Source organism: Paracoccus alcaliphilus, assembly GCF_028553725.1.
In the GTDB taxonomy this organism is placed as follows: domain Bacteria; phylum Pseudomonadota; class Alphaproteobacteria; order Rhodobacterales; family Rhodobacteraceae; genus Paracoccus; species Paracoccus alcaliphilus.
In genome coordinates, this window is the sequence record NZ_CP067124.1 from 1906463 (window position 1) to 1927286 (window position 20824).

Sequence of the window (20824 nt, forward strand, 5' to 3'; positions counted from 1 at the left end):
CCAAGAAGATATGCGAGAACACAGGCTTGAAGGCCCCTCGGTGGTGCACAGAGGTGGTCAACATGGCCCTGAGAATGCCCAGCCCCACGAAGCATAAGAAAACCGGCGCTTACTATTTGATCGTGCATGTCCCTGCCGATCTGGTCCGCTCTGGCATGCGTGATCGCGCCAAGGAATCTCTCGGAACGAAAGACCCGTCTGAGGCCAAGCGGCGCTTTGCGTCCCGTTATGAGGCGCTTCAACGGGAATGGCAGGCCCGACGCCTTGGTCCCGCCTCCGTGCCCTTCAAGCTGAATCCGGTGACATTACGCCATGCCCCCGAGTAACCGCGTGGTGACCGCAGACATCTTTGGAAGGGTCACGAAGATGTCCGGAACGCCTTCAGATAACGTCTGAAGGGCTGATAAGTATGTCTGAAACGAGGGGAGGTAATGGTGGGTGATAACGGATTTGAACCGCTGACATCTTCGATGTGAACGAAGCGCTCTACCGCTGAGCTAATCACCCGATGGGCGGCTTTTAGACTCTGGGGCAAAGTGATGCAAGGGGGCAGATGGGGCCGCCCCTGCATTTTCGCGGTCATGAACCGTCAGAAATCTTTCGGCGCAGACGCAGGGTGATGACCTCGCTGCCGCGCATGTCGCGAGAGCGGTTGATGCGGGCCCGGCCGAAGGGTGGTACGGCCAGAGTTTCCCCGGCGGCAAGGGCCGCGCCAAGCTGATCGAGGGTCGCCTCGATGATGGGGCGCACCTCGGATTTCTTGGCTCCGGTGGCGGCCACCACCCGATCGACGAAATCGCGTTTCTGAACAACCTGGGCCGGGCGCGGATCCTCGGGCAACTCCCGGCTGAGTGATCGCCGTCCTGATCCGGAACCAATCTGGGCAGACATCTGAACCTCCTAATCAGAACTACGTGATCAGGTTGGCTTAAAACATGACGTTACGTCAATATTATTCGACAGGATACAAAAGAAAGCCGGGCCGGAAAAATCCGGTCCGGCAATGATTTCGTGCAAGCTGACGTTGAGCTGTCAGGGCCGCAATGGCCCCGACATTTGCGTCAATGGGCCACCGCGCCGCTGGATCCGCGGCTGTCGCGCTGGCTGGCGAGGCGCGCGGCCTCGGCGGCTTCTTCGGCGGCCTCGTCCCATTCGACCGGGTCCGGCATGCGGGTCAGCGCGTGTTTCAGCACCTCGCGGACATTGCTGACCGGAATGATCGTCAGCCCGGTCTTCACATTGTCCGGGATCTCGACCAGATCCTTTTCGTTATCGGCCGGGATCAGCACCGTCTTGATGCCGCCGCGCAAGGCCGCCAGCAGCTTTTCCTTCAGGCCGCCAATGGCCAGCACATTGCCGCGCAGCGTGACCTCGCCGGTCATGGCGACGTCCTTGCGAACCGGGATGCCGGTCATCACCGACACGACCGAAGTGACCATCGCGATCCCCGCCGAGGGGCCATCCTTGGGCGTGGCGCCTTCGGGAACGTGGACATGGATGTCGCGCTTGTCGAATTCCGGCGGCTTGACCCCGATCTCGGGCGAGATCGAGCGCACGAAGCTGGAAGCCGCGTCGATCGATTCCTTCATAACCTCGCCCAGCTTGCCGGTGGTTTTCATCCGGCCCTTGCCCGGCAGGCGCAGCGCCTCGATCTGCAACAGATCGCCGCCGACCGACGTCCATGCCAGCCCGGTGACCACCCCGACCTGATCGTCCTTCTCGGCCAGACCATAGCGGAAGCGGCGCACGCCCAGATAATCCTCGGCCTTCTGCGCATCCACCGTCACGGATTTCACCTGACCCTTCAGGATCTCGGTCACGGCCTTGCGGGCCAGCTTGGCGATCTCACGCTCCAGCGACCGCACGCCCGCCTCGCGGGTGTAATAGCGGATCACATGGGTCAGCGCCTCGTCCGAGACCTCGAACTCGCCCTTGCGCAAGCCGTTCGCCTTGATCTGCTTGGGCAGCAGGTGCTGGCGCGCGATCTCGCGCTTTTCGTCCTCGGTATAGCCCGCCAGCGGGATGATCTCCATCCGGTCCAGCAGCGGCCCCGGCATGTTATAGCTGTTGGCCGTGGTCACGAACATCACGTTCGACAGGTCGTATTCCACCTCCAGATAGTGGTCCACGAAGGTCGAGTTCTGTTCGGGGTCCAGCACCTCAAGCATCGCACTGGCTGGATCGCCGCGGAAGTCCTGACCCATCTTGTCGATCTCATCCAGCAGGATCAGCGGGTTCGTCGTCTTGGCCTTCTTCAGCGCCTGAATGATCTTGCCGGGCATCGAGCCGATATAGGTCCGGCGGTGGCCGCGGATCTCGCTTTCATCACGCACGCCGCCAAGGCTGATGCGGATGAATTCGCGCCCCGTGGCCTTGGCGACCGAGCGTCCCAGCGAGGTCTTGCCCACGCCCGGAGGGCCGACGAGGCACAGGATCGGGCCTTTCAGCTTCTGGCTGCGCGACTGCACGGCCAGATATTCGACGATCCGTTCCTTGACCTTTTCCAGCCCGTAATGGTCGGCGTCCAGCACCTTCTCGGCGGCGACCAGATCCTTGCGGGTGCGCGATTTCACGCCCCAGGGCAGCGCCAGCAGCCAGTCCAGATAGTTGCGGCTGACAGTGGCCTCGGCCGACATCGGCGACATGGATTTCAGCTTCTTCAGCTCGGATTCGGCCTTTTCGCGGGCTTCCTTGCTGAATTTGGTCGCGGCGATCTTTTCCTCAAGCTCGGCGATCTCGTTCTGGCCGTCCTCGCCATCGCCCAACTCCTTCTGAATGGCCTTCATCTGCTCATTCAGGTAATATTCGCGCTGCGTCTTTTCCATCTGGGTCTTGACGCGCGACTTGATCTTCTTCTCGACCTGAAGGACCGACATCTCGCCCTGCATATGGGCATAGATCTTTTCCAGACGCGCGGCCACGTCCAGCGTTTCCAGCAGGTCCTGCTTCTTGTCCAGATCGATGCCCATATGGCCCGCGACCAGATCGGCCAGCTTGGCGGGCTCGTCGGCCTCGGCCACGGCGGTCACGACCTCTTCGGGGATGTTCTTGCGAACCTTGACGTAACGCTCGAACTCTTCGGCGACGGTGCGCACCAGTGCGGTCTGGGTCGCCTCATCGCCGGGGGTTTCCTCCAGCGCGATGGCGGCGGCCTCGAAATGGTCATCATTGGCGACGAATTCGGTGATCTGCACCCGTTCGCGCCCCTCGACCAGCACCTTGACGGTGCCATCGGGCAGCTTCAGCAGTTGCAGCACATTGGCCAGAGCGCCGGTGCGATAGATCCCATCCTCGACCGGTTCATCGACAGAGGCATCCTTTTGCGCCGCCAGCAGAATCGGGCGGTCGGCATCCATCACGGCTTCAAGGGCGCGAACCGATTTCTCGCGTCCGACGAACAGCGGCACGATCATATGCGGAAAGACCACGATGTCCCGCAAAGGCAACACCGGATAGGTCTGAGAAGCGAAATCGTTCATGTCTTGCGTTCCTTTCCTGCCCGAAGCCGCGGCCCCGTCATTGGCGACGCACGGCCCCTGCGTCCGGACAATCTAGGGGCAGAGCGGGGACCATTCAATATGACGGAAACGATACAACATATTTTGCGGTATTTTCGCCCGACCCCCACCGGTGCGATTCGCAGGGTCATCGCGGGATCACGATTTCCGCCCGCAGCCCGCCCAGACGCGGGCCACGCCCCAGCCGCAGCTGGCCGCCATGCGCCCGCGCCACATCCGCCGCAATCGCCAGCCCCAGCCCGGTGCCCTGACCGCTGCTGCGCCCGCGCGCCGGGTCCAGCCGGGTAAAGGGACGCATCGCCGCATCCAGGCTGTCCTCGGGGATTCCCGGCCCGTCATCCTCGACCCCGATGCGCAGGCTGCGCGGCCCCAGCGTCGCGTCGATCTCGGCCAGATTGCCATAGCGCACGGCATTGCCGACCAGATTGTCCAGCGCCCGGCGCATCATGTCGGGGCGGAAGGTGGCGCGATCCGCCGCAACGCCCTGAAAGCGGACCAGCCGCACCTGCTGACCCGCGCGCTGTGCATCGACCACGATGGCGTCAAGGAACGCCTGCACATTGGTCTCCTCGGCGGGGCTGTCGCGGGCCTCGTCGCGGGCATAATCCAGAAACCCGTCCACCATCCGGTTCATCTCGGCAATGTCCTCCTCCATGGCCGAGATCTCTTCGGCGGCGGGGGGCATGTCGGGCGACATCATCGACAGGCCAAGGCGCAACCGGGTCAGGGGCGTGCGCAGATCGTGGCTGATCCCCGACATCATCACCTTGCGCTGTTCGTTCTGACGCTCCAGCCGGTTGCGCATGTCAAGGAATGCGGTGCCGGCGCTGCGCACCTCGATCGCACCCGAAGGCCGATAGGGCACGATCCGGCCCTTGCCATATTCCTCGGCAGCATGGGACAGGCGACGGATCGGCCGCAGCTGGTTGCGCAGAAAGATCGTGGCGATCCCGGTCATCAGCAGCGATGTGAACACCATCAGCACCAGCAACTGATGCGGGTTCGAGGCACTGACCCGGCGCCGGTCGAACTCCAGCGAATAGGGGCCGAAGCGTTCCTGCAACACCACCACCACGCGCTTGTCGTCAGAGGCAAGGTCGATGGCGGCCACCCCCGGCACCTCGTCGCGCAGGACCTCCATCACGACGCGGCCCGAAAAATCATAGAACAGCCGCTGGTCGCCGCCCGTCGCCCGGGCCGGAATGCGCAGCGTCAGCCCCAGCGGCGCGGCGACGCTTTCCCCGGCCAGCAATGCGGTGGCGGCATCATCGGCCCGGTCAATCCGGCGCACCACGAAGGCCAGTTCGCGCGCCATCGAGGATGTCATCTGCCGCGTCACCCCCTCGAAATGGCGTTGCAGGAACATGATCGAGACGACCAACGTCACCACCACCACCGGCAGAAACAGGATCAGCGCCGCCCGGCCATACAGCCCGCGCGGAACGATGCGTTTCGACCAGCCCTGTTCGTTGACGCTTGCCATGGTCATCCTGCCTGCCTCTGTCTAGGCTAGCCGCTGTGATCCCGCCGCGAAAGACCTGCCATGCACCAGCCGCTGACCATTCTTGCGCCCAACCCCTCGCCGCTGACCGGGCCGGGCACCAACACCTTCCTGCTGGGCCGCCGCCATATCGCCGTCATCGACCCCGGTCCCGACGATCCCGGCCACCGCGCCGCGATTCTGGAGGCCGCGGCCGGGCGCATCACCCATATCCTCGTGACCCATGCGCATCTGGACCACAGCGAAGGCGCCGCCGCCCTGTCACGCGCGACAGGGGCGCCGGTGCTGGCCTTCGGCGATGCGCTTGCCGGACGCTCGGCCCTGATGCAGCGCATGGCGGCCGAAGGGCTGGTCGGTGGCGGCGAGGGTCTGGACCACAGCTTCACCCCCGACCAGATCCTCGACGATGGCGCGGTGGTCGAGACCCCCGACTGGACCATCCGCGCGATCCACACGCCGGGCCATGCCGCCAACCACCTCAGCTTCGCCTTCGAGGACATGCTGTTCTGCGGCGATATCGTGCTGGGCTGGTCCTCGACGCTGATCTCGCCGCCCGACGGTGATCTGGGCGACTATTTCCGCAGCCTCGACCGGATCGCGACGCTGGCGCCCACGCGGCTGCTGCCCGCCCACGGCCAGCCCGTCGAGGCCCCCGCCGCCCGCCTGACCGAGCTGGCCCGCCACCGCCGCGAACGCACCGCGCAGATCCTGACGCAGCTGCGCCAAGGCCCGGCCGATGCACCCACGCTGGCCGCCCGAATCTATGACGTGCCCGCCGCCCAGTTGCCTGCCGCAACCCGCAACGTGCTGGCGCATCTGCTGGCGCTGTCGGCGCTTGGCGCGGTCGATCCCGAGGGCGAACCCTCCGCCCGCACAAGATTTTCGCTTGCCTGAAGATTTTGTCACAAAGGCTCTGGACGCCCCCTGAACAGGTTGCTATATCGCCCCCGTGTTCCGGCGTAGCTCAGCGGTAGAGCAGTTGACTGTTAATCAATTGGTCGTAGGTTCGATCCCTACCGCCGGAGCCAAATTAAACAAGGGCTTAGCTAGAAATAGCTGAACCCTTTTTCGTTGCGGGGGCACATTCCCGTTGCGCTAAAGCATTTCTGTTTTAACCTGCGACATATCCTGCGGCCTTGAAGTAGTTCCAACATTCGCCGGGATCGAAGAGATCACAGACTTCGCCGATGGCCTTGAAGACGTCGGTAAATGTTCTTGCCCCGATCCTGCGCAGGTGCGCCTTGAGTTTTGCGAATGCCATTTCGATGGGGTTCAGGTCCGGCGAATATGGCGGCAGATAGAGAAACCAGCAGCGATGGGCACGCAGAGCCTCAGCAGCCTGCTTGTTGTGGTGGGTGGCAAGGTTGTCGAGGATCACCACGGTTCCCGGCTCGATCTCCGGGATCAGGACCTCGCGAACCCAGGCTGCGAAGGCGGGGCCGTCCATTGCGCCCCGGATGCACCAGGGCGCAATCAGGGCATCCGGTGTGAGCCCGGCGATCAGGGTCTGTGTTCCCCAGCTGCCGAAGGGCGCATCCATGGTCAGGCGTGTGCCGCGCAGGGCACGTCCCCGCAGGCGGGTGAGGTTGGTCTTCACTGAGGTCTCGTCTATGAAAACCACGCGTTCCGGCCGATCGGCGTTGTTGCAGAAGTCAGTGTGTGAGCGCAGTTTTCCCTTTCCGCGTTGAGTTCATGCCACGCGTTTGATCTCGGCGGATCCGAGGGCATTGAAGCGGTTCATGAGGGCGATGCGGATATGGATTTCGGCGGTCTGGCGGTCCGGGTCTCGTGATGAGATGCGTTCACCGAAGGCCTTGAGGCAGCGCATCCTTGCCTCGATCCTGCTTCGGACGTGATAACCTGACCAGCGCTTCCATATGGCCCTGCCCAAGCGCTGGGTTGCCCGGAGGATCTCGTTGCGCGCCCTGGCTGCGGGGCAATCCTCCTTCCAGAGACGGCCATTCCTCCGGATCGGGATGATAGCGGTGCCGCCTCGATCCAGGATCGCGGTGTGGCAGCGTCGGGTGTCAAAGGCACCGTCGCCGGTGACGGTGCCGATCTGTTCATCCTCTGGGATCTGGTTGAGCAGGTCGGGCAGAACAGGGCTGTCGCCTTCACGGCTTGAGGTGAATTCGACGGCGCGGATGTCACCTGTAGCCGTGTCCATCGCCAGATGAACCTTACGATATTGGCGTCGGCGATGCGGGCCATGCTTGCGGGCAAGCCATTCCCCATCACCAAGAAACTTGATCCCGGTGCTGTCCACCAGCAGGTTCAGCGGCCCCGGCGCACGGCGGCTCGTGATCTGAACCGTGATGCGCTTCTGCCTGCGGCTCAGGGTCGAGAAATCGGGCACCCGCCAGTCGAGCCCGGCCATCGAAAGGATGCTCGCCACCATCCCTGTCGTTTGCCGCAGAGGCAGGCCGAACAGAACCTTCACCATCAAGCAGAACTGGATCGCGGCATCAGAGAAGACCGGCGGCCGACCATTGCATCCGGATTTGGGTGCGCGCCAAACCATGTCCTTGTCCAGCCAGATCAGAAGGGACCCGCGCCGCTTCAAGGCATCGTTGTAGGACTTCCAGTTCATCGTGCGGTAGCGGGTCGGCTCAGGCTTGCTCATACTCGCCCCTTAGCCCACTGGATTCGCAGTGTGAATCCCTCAGAAAACGGAGTTCTGCAACAACGCCCGGCCGATCCGCGATGGCTGGCAAGCGATGCTCGAACCAGTCGGTTCGCCGCTGTCTTACCCTGGCACCACGGCGTTCGGCGGCCACCAGCGACTTTTTTTATAGGTGAACCCAAGCCGCGACAGCAGACTGGCAATGGACGAGTGATGGACACGAACGCCTTCCGCTGCGATCAGCGCGTCCCTGAGTTCGAACAGCGTGATGTCGGGATCCTGTGCGAGCAGTTCCTCAAAAAAGGCCCGGTGCGGGGCAAGCTTTCCATGCCCTTTGGGACGTCCCTGGGGCAATGGTTCGGCATGCCCCCTGGTCCTGATCGCCCGGCCCCAACGTGCTCCGGTCGCCGGCGAGAGTTTCAGCCGCAGCGCCGCCGCCCGACCGCTTAAACCCTCCTCGATATATCGCTGAAACCGCGTCCGGAGCGCCGACGGCAATGGTGCTGACATGATCCATCCTCCCAGACAGAAGGGAATCACGATCCGCGCTGCGACGGAACCCCAAACGATTCAGGGTTCAGTAGAAATGCTTTAGGCGGCTCTTTCCCGCTGCCATTTCGAGTTGTAGCGCCTCTGAGGCTCGGGGTTGTAGCCGCGCATATAGTCAGCCGCCCATTCGTGATAGGCTTCCGTCCTGAGCCGTTCACGCTCGCACCGCAGGCACATTTTGCTGGACGTGTAGCGCTCATCAACGTGACCATACTTGCAGGGTTCGCCGGTAGAGTAGCGTTTCACCCCTTGGCTGATCGCATGTGCCCGGCTGATCTTCGGCCCGTCATAGCAGGTCACGGGCGGATCGCAGACGGCAACCTTATACTTAACACCCATCAGAATGCCCCATCATCGCGACCCCAGTTCACCAGCCGCAGCGCAGCATCAGGATCAATCCCGGCTTCCTTCGCCTGTGCCAGCCCTTGAATCAGCGTTGCCATCGCGCGGGCACGACCTGACACGTCATAAGCCTGCACAGGCCGCATAACGTCGATTTCGATCTTGCCGCCCAGCTTCTCACTGGCTTCCTCGGCCATCAGCATTGCCATCGGCTGAAGCGTCTAGCCAGCCAGATGCCGCTGCACCTCGCGCACCATCGGTCCGGTCGTCGCCGCATCAAAACCGCCCGGTAGGATGCCGAACGCGGTCAGGACACTCTCACGCGATGCCTTCCAATTCTGGGTTGCCATAGAGGCTTCGAGATTCGGGGTCAGCCCCTGCGGCCTCCAGTCGCCATTGGGGACAACAACGCCGCGGTGATCACCCCAGTAAGCAACAGCGCATCTGACGTTTCTACCCCCCACAAGCCCACTGATTTTATCCGATAAATCAGCTCCCGTAAGAAATTCACTCATTTACTCTCATTCTGTCCATGATGTCGAACCTCCGCCTTATCCCCCCACCTTGCCAGATACCACTCCATCTCCTGCCGCCCTCCGGCGCGGAAGCGCACCATCAATGAGCCGTCCTCCAGCCTCTCCATCTCCTGCTTCGGATGGAACTGATATGTCGCGGCCTCCTCGGCTACTTCCGGCAGGAACCGCCATTCGACGTCGAATGGCTCTTCCCGCCAGATACCGAAGCTTTCCGCCAGCCAGTCCTGCAGATCGAAATCCTCGGGTCGTTCATAGGCATCCTGATCAAGCACGATCCGTTCAAAACCGGCCAATGCGAACAGACGCAGGTCGTCCTGATATTCGCTCCAGGCCAGAAGATATTGCCGCCCGTCGCCGAACAGCAATGCGATCGGACCAAGACGAGTATTGCGCGACAGTTTCCCCGAGCCGCGCGCGCGGTGGTCGGCGCTGATCATCTGCCCGGCAAGGATCGCCTCGCGCAAGGCCGACAGGATTTCCGGCGCGATACGCTCGCGCGGGCCGGGGCGGAAGGCGACGCCGTCGGCCATCAGTTGCGCCTCGAGGTCGGGGGCCAGGCGGTTGCGACGCGGGCCGGTCAGTTGCGCCTGGACCTTGGCGATCAGTCGCTCCAGCACATCCGCCGTGCCCAGATCGCCCTCGCGCCGGACCAGCGCCAATGCCCGATGCGCGGCGGCCAGTTCGTCCAGTGTCACCTCTTCCATCCGCCCCAGCGTGCCCGGCGGAAAGCGCCAGCGTTTCTGGCCGCGTTCCTCGATCACCTCGTCCAGTTGCGGATAGACGTTCATCACGGCGTCGCGCATCCGTTCGGCCGTGCGGCGGCTGACGGCGAATTCCGACCCGATTTCGGCCAGCGACACCCCTTCGGCGGATCGCTGCATCATCAGCGCCAGCCGCAGAAGATCCTCGTGCCGACCGTATCGTGTCATCGCCGCCCCCTGCTTTTTTAGCAGCTTGGCCCGAGGGTTGCGGGGCGTCAACGCGCAAAGCCGATGGGCCGGGTTACCCCTTCCTTCGCCTCGACTTCGTGGGCAAGCTGGAAAAGGATGGCGCGAGGATTACTCTCACCCAGCGCACGCATCCGGCGGGCGGTATTGGCGAAATCTCCGGGCGTCAGCCGGTCCAGCGCCATCAGCCCCGCCGGAGCCTCGCCACCGAAATGCGCGGCCCAGGCCAGCGGCAGTTGCGCGGGCGAAAGCCAGTCGAAGCGGATGCGGAAGGTGAAGCGACGCTGCGTTGCCGGGTCAAGTTTCTCGGCGAAATTGGTGGTGCAGACGAAGGGCAGGGGGTGGCTTTCCATCCAGGTCAGCATCTCGTTCACCTGAGAAACCTCCCAGTTGCGATGGGCGCCGCGCCGGTCCGACAGCAGGCTGTCGGCCTCGTCGAAGATCAGCATTGCGCCATCGGCGCGGGCTTCGGCAAAAGCGTTGGCGATGTTCTGCTCGGTGCCGCCCACATACATCGACATCAGGTCCGAAGCGCGCTTTTCAAGGACCGGCAGGCCCATGACGCGGGCAAGGTGGCGGGCCCATGCGCTTTTACCGGTGCCCGCAGGACCTTCGAGGCAGAAGGACACGCGTTGCGAGGCGTCGGGACGCGAAAGTTGCGCTTCCAGCCGGGTGAGATCGATATCTGCATTGGCCAGGCCCGGCTGCCAGGGCACCTCACCGTGGTGCTTCGGCGCGGGATCGGTGCCGCCATTCGCCAGCCGGGCCGCCGCACCCAGAACCCGGGTGACGGTGTCCTCTCCACCTTCGCAAAGCCGCGCCACCCGCATCGCGTCCGAGACCAGCGCCGGCGCGAGGTCATGCGTCTCGGCCAGGCGCGACAGGGCCTCGGGGGCGACCCCAGAGGCATGGCGCGCCTCGAGCCGCTGCCAGATCCGGCTGCGCACCTTGCCCGAGGGCCGGCGCATCTGCACCGAATAGGTCATCCGGCGCAGGAAGGCCGGGTCGCAGGTCCTGACCGAGTTCGTGGTCCAGATGGTCGGGATCGGGTTGGTCTCCAGCAGCCGGTTGTTGTGGACTTTCGACGGCTGACCCTGACTGAAGAAGAGCATTGCCCCGCCGATAAGGTCCTCCATCTCGTCGAACAGCAGCACCGTGTCGCGCCGCGCAGCCAGCATCCGCCCGGCGATGCCAAGCTCGGTCAGGCGCTCTCGGCGCGAAGGTTCATCGCCGCTCTCGTCGGCTTCCCCGATGGCGCGCAGATGTGCGCCGACCTTCCGCGCCAGCACCTTGGCGAACTCTGTCTTGCCGGTGCCGGGCGGACCATAGAGCAGGATGTTCACCCCCGGCGTGCCTGCGGTCAATGCGCGGGCCAGCAGGTCGCGCATGAATTCCGCGTCCTGTCCCAGCCCCTCGAAATCCTGCCATTCGGCCTCGGGCGCGGGGGCAGGCGGAAATATCAGCGCAATCAGCCCATCCAGATCATCCGCATCGGCCAGCATGGCCCGGCAGAGCCGGTCGCCGATGTCATAGGACAGGCCGCGGCCATAGTGCCGCTGTTCATATTGCAAAAGCCCCGAACTTCGAAGCCGCTGATCGGCCCTCAGCGCGGCACGGACGGCCGTTTCGTCGCAATCACAGAACTGTGCCAGCAGCAGGCGGAGCGTGACCTCCTTCGTCTCCAACGCGCCGTCCACGACATGTTCGAAGCCATCAAACAGCTTGTAGGAGACGAAGAAACAGAGAATGCGGATCTCGAGCGCCGACAATCCGAAATGCCGACCAAGCCGAGCAGCATTCGCAAGAACGGTCCCGCCTTCGCCCCCACGCATATTGGGCACAAGATTGCGCGCAAGATCGCGGATCTTGTTCCACCAGATCGCTCCGGGCCTGGTCTTCGGGCGCTCGGGGCATTCGACCTCGGTCAGGTATTCCAGCCAGCCGGGCAGTTCCTTCGCGATCCTGCTGGACGGCCCGAACCGGCCCGCAAGCCGCGCGACCAGATCAAGGGCGAGGTGTTGTTCATAGCTCATGGCGTCATCTCCGTCGTTGGAGAGGACTATAATCAAGACATGCGTCAGATTCGGGCGTAGCTGTCGAAGCAGGTTCCGATGGCGTGGTCGGCCCCTTGGCGGATGATGCTGCTGTGAGAGATCACCATCATTCACGACCGGCAGATCGCGCGGCACGGCGGGGCGCCGGGAAGGGCGATGAGGCAACATACATGCTGCTGGATGCGGCATGTCTTTTGGGATTGCGCAAATTCTCGAGGCGTCGCGGCTTTCTGATGGCCACCTTTTCAAAGGTGCGGCACGCGAAGAGTTGGCGGAGGTGGACCCTGCCTCGTCGAGTTGACGCCATACGGCGCGTTGATCCCGATGAACCGAACCACGAAAGGCGTCAGCGATGCGTTCGCCGCCAGCCAGGATGTTCTGACAAGGTGCACGATTTTCGTCATCCTGATCGGCGGGTTGATGACTTGTCCCGTGTTCCAGAAGGCGCCCGACCAGCCGGAGCGCGTCCATTGAGACAGGAGGCCGCCTCAAAGCCGAACTGAACCGCACCGGGTTTGCCGGAGGCTCCACCTCCTGAGTAGGATGGAGCATCATGAGCAAGACGACGAACAAGTTTTCCCCTGAAGTGCGCGACCGTGCGGTGCGGTTGGTCCTCGATAACGAAGGTCAGCACGGATCGCGGTGGCAGGCGGTGATGTCGATTTCCGCGAAGATGGGCTGTGCGCCCCAGACGCTGAACGAGTGGGTCAAGAAGGCCGAGGTCGACAGCGGCAGGCGCGCGGGCATCCCGACCGAGATGGCCGAGAAGATAAAGGCGCTGGAGCGGGAGAACCGGGAACTGCGCCAGGCGAACGAGATCCTGCGCAAGGCATCAGCGTATTTTGCGATGGCGGATACTCGACCGCCGGTCGAAGTGATGGTGTCGTTCATTGACGCGCATCGGGATGCACACGGGGTCGAGCCGATCTGCAGCGTGCTGCCGATTGCCCCGTCCACCTATTACGATCATCTGGCGAAGCGGGCCGATCCCACGCGGCAGTCCGACCGGGCGCGCCGGGACGAGGCCTTGCGGCCAGAGATCCTGCGCGTGTTCGAGGAGAACCGGCGCGTCTACGGCGTGCGCAAGGTCTGGCGGCAGCTTGGCCGTGAGGGTTTCGACATCGCCGTTCGCAGGTTCTCTCGAACCGGTGGCGTTCACCCGCTCACCACGGTTGCGAGGCTGATGAAGAGCATGGGCATTCAGGGGATTATTCGCGGCAAGCCGCACCGGACCACGATCCCGGACAGATCGGCGCCATGCCCGCTGGACAAGGTCAACCGCCAGTTTCGCGTGCCTGCGCCGAACATGCTCTGGGGTCGTCCATTGTGGCGCCATTGGTCCGAGCCCAATGGACGACGACTTCACCTATGTCGCCACCTGGAAAGGCTTCGCTTACCTTCGGGTCATGCCCTCGAACCGATGGCGGGCAGACCCTCAACTTTCGTGATCGATGCCTATGCCCGCAAGATCGTCGGCTGGCGCGTTAGCACCTCGGCCCATGCAGGGCTTGTTCTTGATACCGTGGAACAGGCGGTTCACGAACGCCGCCCAACCAAAGGCATGGGGCTGATCCACCATAGCGACCGTGGTTTGCAGTATCTGAGTATTCGCTACAGTGAGCGGCTGGCGGAAGCTGGCATCGAACCATCGGTGGGCAACGTCGGTGACAGCTATGACAATGCCTTGGCCGAGACAATCAACGGCCTGTTCAAAGCCGAGGTGATCCATCGACGGGGATCCTGGCGCGGTTTCGATGCCGTAGAATATGCTACGCTCGAATGGGTCGATTGGTTCAACAACCGCCGTCTGCTCAAACCGATCGGGAACGTCCCGCCAGCCGAAGCCGAGGCAAACTTCTACGCGGCTCTGGGAACTGAAGTCATGGCCGCGTAACTAATCCAAATCAGCCTCCGGCAAACCCGGTGCGGTTCAGACCTAAAGATCGGCCGGTGCGTTTATAATCAATGCTTTCAGGGTGATCACTGCCTGCGACTTGGCCTTTACCGCAATGTCACACTTCCTGGCGATGGCTTTTCACGCTGATCACTGCAGCCGTCCTTCGTCGTCCACAAGGGTGACACAGGCAGGCTGCGTGTTGCCCCACATCCAGAGAACGATGTTCAGGTCGGCATCCGTGGCCCCCTTGGCGAAACTGCGGGCAAGAATACCGGTATACCCATCCCGGATCAGGCGCTCGGCCAATAGCTGCGTCGGGGCCTTGCCGTCTTCGCGCATCCGGATCCGCCAATCTGCAGCAGCCAGATCTGCAGGGCTCAGGCTATAGTGTGCCAGGGCATTCGCGTCCGTGGCATCGAATATCGCTTCAAGATCGGCCTGATAGGCGACCAGCGTCGTCGGCTGCAGGGTGCCGACCTGGTTCGCCTCGCGGATCGCGGTCATGATCGACAGCGCGGTGTAGAGCGCTGGCGTGCCCTTGGGATTGAACCGCCCCCCAAAACGTCGCGCGCCTTCGCCCGACAGCGGGTTGTGTGCCCAGATCGGATTGAGGGCGCGATAGAGCAGGCCACGATAGTGCATGATGCCTCAGGCGTGGACGCCGGCCTCGACCGCGTCGATATAGTCCATGACATCTGCCGCGTGACCATCACGCACCAGTTGCATTGCCGTCAGGCCGCCAAAACCGGCCAGCGGCTCGGAGCGGTACCATGCGTAGGCAATCAGCGAGGAACCGAAACGGGGTTCGACCCTGTTCAGGATCTCGACCATCTCGCGCAGGCGCTTCTGGGTCTTGGCGCTGGCAACGCGATCAGGGCGCATGACGGCGTCGCGGCCGAGGCCGACCGTGCGGGCGACTTCGTCCTTTGTCGTGCGCAGGGTCTCGGCGATCCGACCGGGCGCAAACTGCCCACCTTCTGCAAATGCTTCGATGCGCATCATCGCCTCCATCTATCTTGACTTGATATAGCGTCACTTCAAGTGGTAATCAAGGTGCCGAGGCATGCCACCAGTGCCTGCGCCACGGCACGAGAGACGGCATCTGCCGCGGAGCGCGGACCGTCGGTTCTCTGATGTCGGTCGTGGCACAGCAGTGACAACTGCGACGAGCGACAAGCGGACTGGTGACAATCTGGACGGGGTCTGCAACGTATTCTGCTTGAGGCTAACCTAACAGACTGGATCAGTCGAGCGGCATAGGTGAAGCCTCGACGCAGTGACATGAGATTTCAGGTCATGATAAAGACGGCCGAGAGCGGCAGTCCGGCATTGGTCATAATATCGTGCTGAATCTGGCGGGGCAGATGGCGAGCCCGCCACACCGCCCTGCGTGATAAGGTTTGAGGCTCTGATCACCACCGCTGCTGAAAATTTGATGGATTTGGCCGTTGAGGTCGCGTTTGGACGAAAATTTTGTCAGCGTTTTCATTATATTACACTTGCGCACGTTATTCCTTTTCCGCGCATGAATTTGCTTTCCGCGAGCAACCAAGGGCGAAATATCTCATTGGAATAAAATGACTTTCCAACTCGGCGAATCACCATTGATCCAAGCTTGCGCAAATATTTGCTTTCTCTGGCGCCAGCCAGAAGCCAGAAAAAGGAATAGAGTGCGCAAAAGCAAGCAATAGCGTGCGCAAGCCCGGTCAAGGAAAATCGACGCTGGGGTGGCGATAGTTCGCTTACCTGCTGAATCTGCAGGGTTTCATAGCCCTGTCGAAGCCACACCCTGCAGGAGCGGACCGGTTTCGCTCTTGCGATAGATGCGCAGGCACCCGTCGATCGGCGCGATACCGAAGCCCTCCAGACGCTGGTCGAGCGCATCCCAGGACAGTCCGTGTGCCAGTGCAAGCCGGCGAAAGCTGACGAAACTCTCATGAAAACCCGCGACCTGCTCTGGGGTCAGCATGATCCGGTCCTTGCGTCCGGTTTCGCGTTTGGCAATTTCAGCGGGCGAATGGTCCTTCCTGAAAAAGCTCAGCATCTCGCTGAAGGTCAGCCCCTGCGACTGGGCAAACATCTCCGCCGAAATCTCGCCGCCGTCATGGCCGGACAGATTCACAAGGATCGACGCAAATCCCGACCGCTTCAGATGCCGCCCCACCCATGGCAGCCGGCCGTCCCTGATCCTTTCGACGATCTGGGCTGGAGAGCATCCAAGGTGAACGGCTGCCTGTTCGAGAGGCATCCATTCCGGGGCCAGACGGCCAACCTGCTGAGCCCCCAGAAGCAGCTGCTCGACGATCCCCTGACCTGCAAACACATCCCAGCCCCGATCGTTTTCGCACCGCGCCTCATCAGGAATGCCGCAGCCAGCCAGGTCCTGGAACAGGTCCGGGCTGAGCGACAAGCACTCACAGAACTGGCCGTCGGTCAGCTGGGCCGTCAGGTCGGACAGGGCTGATTTCGCCTTCCTGGCATCGAACAGCGCCCAATCGTCCGGCTTGCGGCGCGAGAACTCGGACAGGTCGGGCCCCAGTTTGTCCCGAAGGGCAGTTGCCTCCACCCGCAAAAGGCGGGCCATGGCACCGACCGAATAATGCCGGCGCTCAAAAACAGGTTCGCCGAGCAGTTCGTCTCCCGGACCGAGCGGCCAGGTTGTGCTGACATGATCCCGCAACAACTGACGGAAGGGGCGAAGGGATTCCGGAACGGCATCACCCGCCAGCAAGGAATGGAGCCCGCCGAACACCCGCTTCTGCCCGTTCCCTGGAGACCAGGCCTCCTGATGCTCGACGAGAAATCCGCGAATGGCCCCCTCGCCAGCCCGCGCCAGGCGAAACCCCAGATCCGCGTGATCAGGGGCGGCTGGGGTCCAGGCCGGGCCCCGCCCCCCTCTCGCGTCCTTCGATCAGACGTCCAAGAGCAGCACAGAACGCCGCCGCGGCCTGCAAGCCAAATTGGTCAAGCCAGTTCGAGTGCTGCTTTTCTTGCGACAACCGCCCATGCACCCATCTGTCATAGATCGTCGCGGAGGTGCTCATTCGCGCAGAAGAAGGGCCAGCGTTTCCTTGAAAATGCTTGGTCAGACGCAGCGCCGTGTCGTGACGCTCAAAGCGATTATAGCGGCTCCATAAAGGCTCAAGCGGAACCCCGTGGCGCGGGCAGGTCCGCAGCAGTTCCAGCATCCAGATGCCGCGGATAAAGCCCTGGCCGGGCTCACCCAAAACATCCTCATTCAGCCAGGTCCGGCACCCCCTGATCGCGGTGCTTCGGAAGGCCTTTGCCGAAAACGGCTCGCCCCGAAACCACCATTGCCCCTTATGCAGTTTCGGCATCGATAACGCCTTGAACGTTTTAGCCGACATGGCCAGTGTGTTGCGCCCGCGTTGCCATGGCACGAGCGTCCGGATCTGTCAGCGATATCTGCCCATCCGGCGCTGTTTCCAGTTCCCGGCGCAAGGTTGCCATGCGGTCTATCTCCAGCCGGACCCGGTGATAATGGCTGGTCAGATGGGCTATTTTTTCCGCGTGTGCCTCGCCAGTTGCCTGCCGATCCGCCCGCCCGGCCTACTCGATATAGCGGCCGAGCTTCTTTTCCAGATGCGCCCGGCGGCGGGCGATCTTCGCCTTGGTACAGTTCCGGTCGGTTCGGCTCGTTCTCGCGCCGGTAATCGGCGATGGTCTTGTGGTCGAGCACCAGACGTCCGGTCAGCCGCATCACCTCGACATTGCCTCCGGTCTCGCGCCCGAGGCGCCGACTGGACGGGATGCGGTTCGGTTAACCGTAGATGAACAGCTTGAGCAGTACTGCCGGATGACGACCCCTCCGTCCCGTCCGGACGGCCGCATGGCGATGAAAATCGAGGGCGGCAAGGTCGAGTTCATCGCCGAAGAGATCAACGACACGGACAAGGTTATCTTCGCCGATCCAGTCCTCCAGACGTACAGGAAAAAGCGTTGTCTGATCCCGGTTCACGCCCTCGATGAAACCCGTCATGCCAAGCCTCAAAACCATGGGGAAATGCAGCATAAACCAGGGTATTTACACCGCCTCCCTCCTGCCGAGGATATTTGCGCACCAGTGATGAAGGCGTTTCGGACGTGGATCCCGGGGCTTTGCGTGGGGTGCCCCTTGCGTTTTGGGGGTGCTTGCGCGTATCGCAATCGGCAAAAGGAGCCGCGACATGAAGTTTCTCGATCTGGCCAAGGTCTATATCCGCTCGGGTGGCGGGGGTGCGGGATGTGTCTCGTTCCGGCGCGAGAAGTTCATCGAATATGGCGGGCCGGATGGCGGCGATGGCGGCAATGGCGGCGATGTCTGGGTCGAAGCCATTCAAGGGCTGAATACGCTGATCGATTTCCGCTATCAGCAGCATTTCTTTGCCAAGTCCGGCCAGCACGGCATGGGCAGCCAGATGACCGGGAAATCGGGCGACGACATCACGCTGAAGGTTCCGGTGGGCACAGAGATCCTGGACGAGGACGAGGAGACCGTCATCGCCGATCTGACCGAGCCCGGAAGCCGGGTGTTGCTGGCCCGGGGTGGCAATGGTGGCTGGGGGAACCTGCATTTCAAGACCTCGACCAATCGCGCGCCGCGCAATGCCAATCCGGGGCAGCAGGGGGTCGAGCGCACCATCTGGCTGCGGCTGAAGCTGATTGCGGATGCCGGGCTGGTCGGTCTGCCCAATGCCGGGAAATCGACCTTTCTGGCCGCGGTCTCCAATGCCCGGCCCAAGATCGCGGATTATCCCTTTACAACGCTGCATCCCAATCTGGGGGTGGTCGGCGTCGATGGGCATGAATTCGTCATGGCCGATATTCCCGGCCTGATCGAAGGTGCCAGCGAAGGCCGGGGCCTGGGCGATCAGTTTCTGGGTCATATCGAGCGTTCGCGGGTGCTGCTGCATCTGGTCGATGGCACTTCGGAGGATGTGGCGGGGGATGCGCGCACCATCCTGACCGAGCTTGCGGCCTATTCCGGGGTGCTGATGGAGAAGCCGCGCGTGACGGCGCTGAACAAGATCGATGCGCTGGATGAAGAGACCCTTGCCGAACGCAGGGCGGCGCTGGAGGCCGAGATCGGCGAGCCGGTGCTGCTGATGTCCGGCGTGGCAAAGACCGGTGTGACCGAGGTGCTGCGCGGGTTGTGGGCCGAGATCGCGCCCACGCGGCAGGTGAGTTCCGATGACGGGTCCGACGCGCCATGGCAGCCCTAGCACCCTTGTTGACGGATGCTCGCAGGCTGGTGATCAAGATCGGTTCGGCCTTGCTGGTCGGGCCCGAGGGGCTGCGCGGCGACTGGTTGCGGGCGCTGTGCGACGATGTGGCCGAATGGCGGGGCCGGGGTGTCGATGTGGCGCTGGTCTCGTCAGGGTCGATCGCGCTGGGGCGGCGGGTGCTGGGCCTGCCCGACGGGCCTTTGCCGCTGGAGCAGGCGCAGGCGGCGGCGGCTGTCGGGCAGATCCGTCTGGCCCGCGCCTATGAAGAGGCGCTGGCGCCGCATGGCGTGACCACGGCGCAGGTTCTGGTCACGCTGGAGGACAGCGCCGACCGTCGCCGCTATCTGAACAGCCGGGCGACCATGCAGACGTTGCTGGGGCTGGGCGTCGTGCCCATCGTGAACGAGAATGACACCATTGCCACGGATGAGATCCGCTTTGGCGACAATGACCGGCTGGCGGCGCAGATTGCCGTGACCTGCGGGGCGGATCAGCTGTTGTTGCTGTCGGATGTGGATGGGCTTTATACCGCCAATCCCAAGACCGACCCGGATGCCCGCCATCTGCCGGTGATCGGGGCGCTGACGCCCGAGATCGAGGCGATGGGCGGCGATCCGGTCTCGGGTCTGTCCAAGGGCGGCATGAAGACCAAGCTGATGGCGGCGCGCACCGCGATTGCCGGGGGCTGTGCGATGGCGATCGCCGAAGGTTCGGTGCTGAGGCCGCTGTCTGCGGTGGCGAATGGTGCACGGGCCAGCTGGTTCCTGCCCGAGAGCGATCCGCAGATTGCCCGCAAGCGCTGGATCGCGGCGATGAAGCCGAAAGGCACGCTGATGATCGACGATGGCGCGGCCGCGGCGCTGGGGCGCGGCAAGTCCCTGCTGCCTGCCGGGGTGCGTCTGGTCATCGGAGAGTTCGGGCGCGGCGATCCGGTGGCGGTGGTGGGTTTGGCCGGGCAGACGCTGGCCATCGGGCTGACCCGCTATACCGGGGATGAGGCGCGGCGCATCGCAGGGCATCGCTCGGCCGATATCGAGGGTATTCTGGGATATAGTGGCCGCGCGGCGTTGATCCATCGCGACGATATGGCGCTGTAGGCGGGTTGAACCGTCGGGAAGGGGGAAGCCTCTGCCTCCCCATCGAGGGGCAGCAGAGGCTCGGGGGGCAAGCCCCCGGTCCCGGCCACCCGCCCGGTCATTCGTGGGGGGCGTGATTACATGAAGCCCAGTTCCAGCCGCGCTTCGTCGGACATCATGTCCATGCCCCATTGCGGCTCGAAGGTCATTTCGACATCGACCTGCTTGACGCCGGGCACGGATTCGACCGCATCGGCGACCCAGCCGGGCATCTCTCCGGCGACGGGGCAGCCGGGGGCGGTCAGTGTCATGATCACCCGGACCTCGCTGGCCTCGTTGATCTCGAGCGTGTAGATCAGGCCCAGATCGAAGATATTGACCGGGATTTCCGGATCATAGACGGTTTTGCAGGCATCGACGATCGGTTCGTAAAGGGCGTGGTCGGTGGTCGAGGGCCGGATCAGGGGCTCTCCTTCCGCGATGGGCTGGTTCATGGGCGTCATCCTGTCAATTCATCCAGATATATAGGGCAGAGACCGGGTCGGGTCCAGTGCGG

Annotated in this window: 21 protein-coding genes, 2 tRNA genes, 2 pseudogenes and 1 other annotated feature; of the genes and pseudogenes, 7 read left to right on the forward strand and 18 right to left on the reverse strand. The window is 63.0% G+C overall.

The features are described from left to right. The first annotated feature begins 62 nt into the window (after positions 1-62). A complete protein-coding gene (locus tag JHW40_RS09790) occupies positions 63-326 on the forward strand; it encodes a DUF6538 domain-containing protein (RefSeq protein ID WP_170851999.1) in 264 nt (87 codons plus the stop codon). Between the two features lie 106 nt (positions 327-432). Here the strand turns inward: JHW40_RS09790 and JHW40_RS09795 are convergent. The 4 genes from JHW40_RS09795 to JHW40_RS09810 all read right to left on the reverse strand — a co-directional run bounded on the left by JHW40_RS09795 (position 433) and on the right by JHW40_RS09810 (position 5007). Next, a tRNA-Val gene (locus JHW40_RS09795) sits at positions 433-507 on the reverse strand. A gap of 72 nt (positions 508-579) precedes the next feature. Then, a complete protein-coding gene (locus JHW40_RS09800) occupies positions 580-891 on the reverse strand; it encodes an HU family DNA-binding protein (RefSeq protein WP_090618020.1) in 312 nt (103 codons plus the stop codon). Positions 892-1061: 170 nt separating this feature from the next. Continuing rightward, a complete protein-coding gene (lon, locus tag JHW40_RS09805; RefSeq protein ID WP_090618018.1) occupies positions 1062-3479 on the reverse strand; it encodes an endopeptidase La in 2418 nt (805 codons plus the stop codon). Positions 3480-3645: 166 nt separating this feature from the next. Continuing rightward, on the reverse strand, positions 3646-5007 hold the full coding sequence (locus JHW40_RS09810) for an ATP-binding protein (RefSeq protein ID WP_244519411.1): 1362 nt from the start codon (positions 5005-5007) through the stop codon (positions 3646-3648). A 54-nt stretch (positions 5008-5061) separates the two neighbouring features. Here JHW40_RS09810 and JHW40_RS09815 point away from each other — a divergent pair, with 54 nt between their 5' ends. Both JHW40_RS09815 and JHW40_RS09820 read left to right on the forward strand, forming a co-directional pair. Then, entirely contained in the window at positions 5062-5913 is an 852-nt protein-coding gene (locus JHW40_RS09815) for an MBL fold metallo-hydrolase (protein WP_090618014.1), read from the forward strand. A gap of 59 nt (positions 5914-5972) precedes the next feature. After that, positions 5973-6047: transfer RNA gene (locus tag JHW40_RS09820), tRNA-Asn, on the forward strand. An 83-nt stretch (positions 6048-6130) separates the two neighbouring features. Here JHW40_RS09820 and JHW40_RS09825 read toward each other — a convergent pair. The 8 genes from JHW40_RS09825 to JHW40_RS09860 all read right to left on the reverse strand — a co-directional run bounded on the left by JHW40_RS09825 (position 6131) and on the right by JHW40_RS09860 (position 12049). Next, positions 6131-6616 carry an IS630 family transposase gene (locus JHW40_RS09825; RefSeq protein ID WP_272848957.1) on the reverse strand — a complete coding sequence of 162 codons (486 nt, stop codon included), beginning with the start codon at positions 6614-6616 and terminating at the stop codon, positions 6131-6133. 93 nt (positions 6617-6709) lie between these two features. Then, entirely contained in the window at positions 6710-7642 is a 933-nt protein-coding gene (locus JHW40_RS09830) for an IS5-like element ISPpa3 family transposase (RefSeq protein ID WP_026155396.1), read from the reverse strand. 123 nt (positions 7643-7765) lie between these two features. Further along, complete coding sequence (locus tag JHW40_RS09835) at positions 7766-8152, reverse strand: transposase (RefSeq protein WP_272848958.1); 387 nt, start codon at positions 8150-8152, stop codon at positions 7766-7768. A gap of 81 nt (positions 8153-8233) precedes the next feature. Then, on the reverse strand, positions 8234-8530 hold the full coding sequence (locus JHW40_RS09840) for a hypothetical protein (RefSeq protein WP_090617919.1): 297 nt from the start codon (positions 8528-8530) through the stop codon (positions 8234-8236). Then, a complete protein-coding gene (locus tag JHW40_RS09845) occupies positions 8530-8730 on the reverse strand; it encodes a hypothetical protein (protein WP_139208303.1) in 201 nt (66 codons plus the stop codon). The genes JHW40_RS09840 and JHW40_RS09845 overlap by 1 nt, the downstream gene beginning before the upstream one ends. Before the next feature lie 24 nt (positions 8731-8754). Further along, positions 8755-9048, reverse strand: coding sequence for a hypothetical protein (locus tag JHW40_RS09850; RefSeq protein WP_139208304.1), 294 nt, complete (start codon positions 9046-9048; stop codon positions 8755-8757). After that, positions 9045-9998 carry a helix-turn-helix transcriptional regulator gene (locus JHW40_RS09855; RefSeq protein ID WP_090617923.1) on the reverse strand — a complete coding sequence of 318 codons (954 nt, stop codon included), beginning with the start codon at positions 9996-9998 and terminating at the stop codon, positions 9045-9047. Before JHW40_RS09855 ends, JHW40_RS09850 begins: the two co-directional genes overlap by 4 nt. 47 nt (positions 9999-10045) lie before the next feature. Continuing rightward, the gene (locus JHW40_RS09860) at positions 10046-12049 is read right to left on the reverse strand and encodes an ATP-binding protein (RefSeq protein WP_170851993.1); all 2004 of its coding nucleotides are present in this window, start codon (positions 12047-12049) and stop codon (positions 10046-10048) included. A gap of 345 nt (positions 12050-12394) precedes the next feature. Here JHW40_RS09860 and JHW40_RS09865 point away from each other — a divergent pair, with 345 nt between their 5' ends. Both JHW40_RS09865 and JHW40_RS09870 read left to right on the forward strand, forming a co-directional pair. Continuing rightward, positions 12395-12544, forward strand: coding sequence for a hypothetical protein (locus JHW40_RS09865; protein ID WP_170851994.1), 150 nt, complete (start codon positions 12395-12397; stop codon positions 12542-12544). 79 nt (positions 12545-12623) lie between these two features. Continuing rightward, positions 12624-13964, forward strand: a pseudogene (locus JHW40_RS09870) (IS3 family transposase). Then, positions 12905-13022, forward strand: a sequence feature (AL1L pseudoknot). Its footprint overlaps the pseudogene before it by 118 nt. Positions 13965-14114: 150 nt before the next feature. On the opposite strand, the gene JHW40_RS09875 reads toward JHW40_RS09870, so the two are convergent. From JHW40_RS09875 to JHW40_RS09895, 5 genes and pseudogenes are all read right to left on the reverse strand, one after another. After that, positions 14115-14609 carry an RES family NAD+ phosphorylase gene (locus tag JHW40_RS09875; protein ID WP_090617927.1) on the reverse strand — a complete coding sequence of 165 codons (495 nt, stop codon included), beginning with the start codon at positions 14607-14609 and terminating at the stop codon, positions 14115-14117. Positions 14610-14615: 6 nt separating this feature from the next. Continuing rightward, entirely contained in the window at positions 14616-14978 is a 363-nt protein-coding gene (locus JHW40_RS09880) for an antitoxin Xre/MbcA/ParS toxin-binding domain-containing protein (protein ID WP_244519401.1), read from the reverse strand. A 754-nt stretch (positions 14979-15732) separates the two neighbouring features. Further along, the gene (locus tag JHW40_RS09885; RefSeq protein ID WP_272848959.1) at positions 15733-16719 is read right to left on the reverse strand and encodes a hypothetical protein; all 987 of its coding nucleotides are present in this window, start codon (positions 16717-16719) and stop codon (positions 15733-15735) included. 106 nt (positions 16720-16825) lie between these two features. Continuing rightward, a complete protein-coding gene (locus JHW40_RS09890) occupies positions 16826-17305 on the reverse strand; it encodes a TniQ family protein (RefSeq protein ID WP_139208090.1) in 480 nt (159 codons plus the stop codon). Positions 17306-17327: 22 nt separating this feature from the next. Further along, positions 17328-17967, reverse strand: a pseudogene (locus tag JHW40_RS09895) (transposase); the annotation flags it as partial. Positions 17968-18154: 187 nt separating this feature from the next. Here JHW40_RS09895 and obgE point away from each other — a divergent pair. Then, positions 18155-19189 (forward strand): GTPase ObgE, encoded by a 1035-nt coding sequence (obgE, locus tag JHW40_RS09900; protein ID WP_090610201.1) that lies wholly within the window; start codon positions 18155-18157, stop codon positions 19187-19189. Beyond that, positions 19177-20289: a glutamate 5-kinase gene (gene proB / locus JHW40_RS09905; RefSeq protein ID WP_090610200.1), complete on the forward strand. Its 1113-nt coding sequence runs from the start codon at positions 19177-19179 to the stop codon at positions 20287-20289. The genes obgE and proB overlap by 13 nt, the downstream gene beginning before the upstream one ends. 116 nt (positions 20290-20405) lie before the next feature. Here the strand turns inward: proB and JHW40_RS09910 are convergent, their stop codons facing one another. Further along, complete coding sequence (locus JHW40_RS09910; RefSeq protein WP_090610199.1) at positions 20406-20771, reverse strand: SUF system Fe-S cluster assembly protein; 366 nt, start codon at positions 20769-20771, stop codon at positions 20406-20408. Positions 20772-20824: the final 53 nt, after the last annotated feature.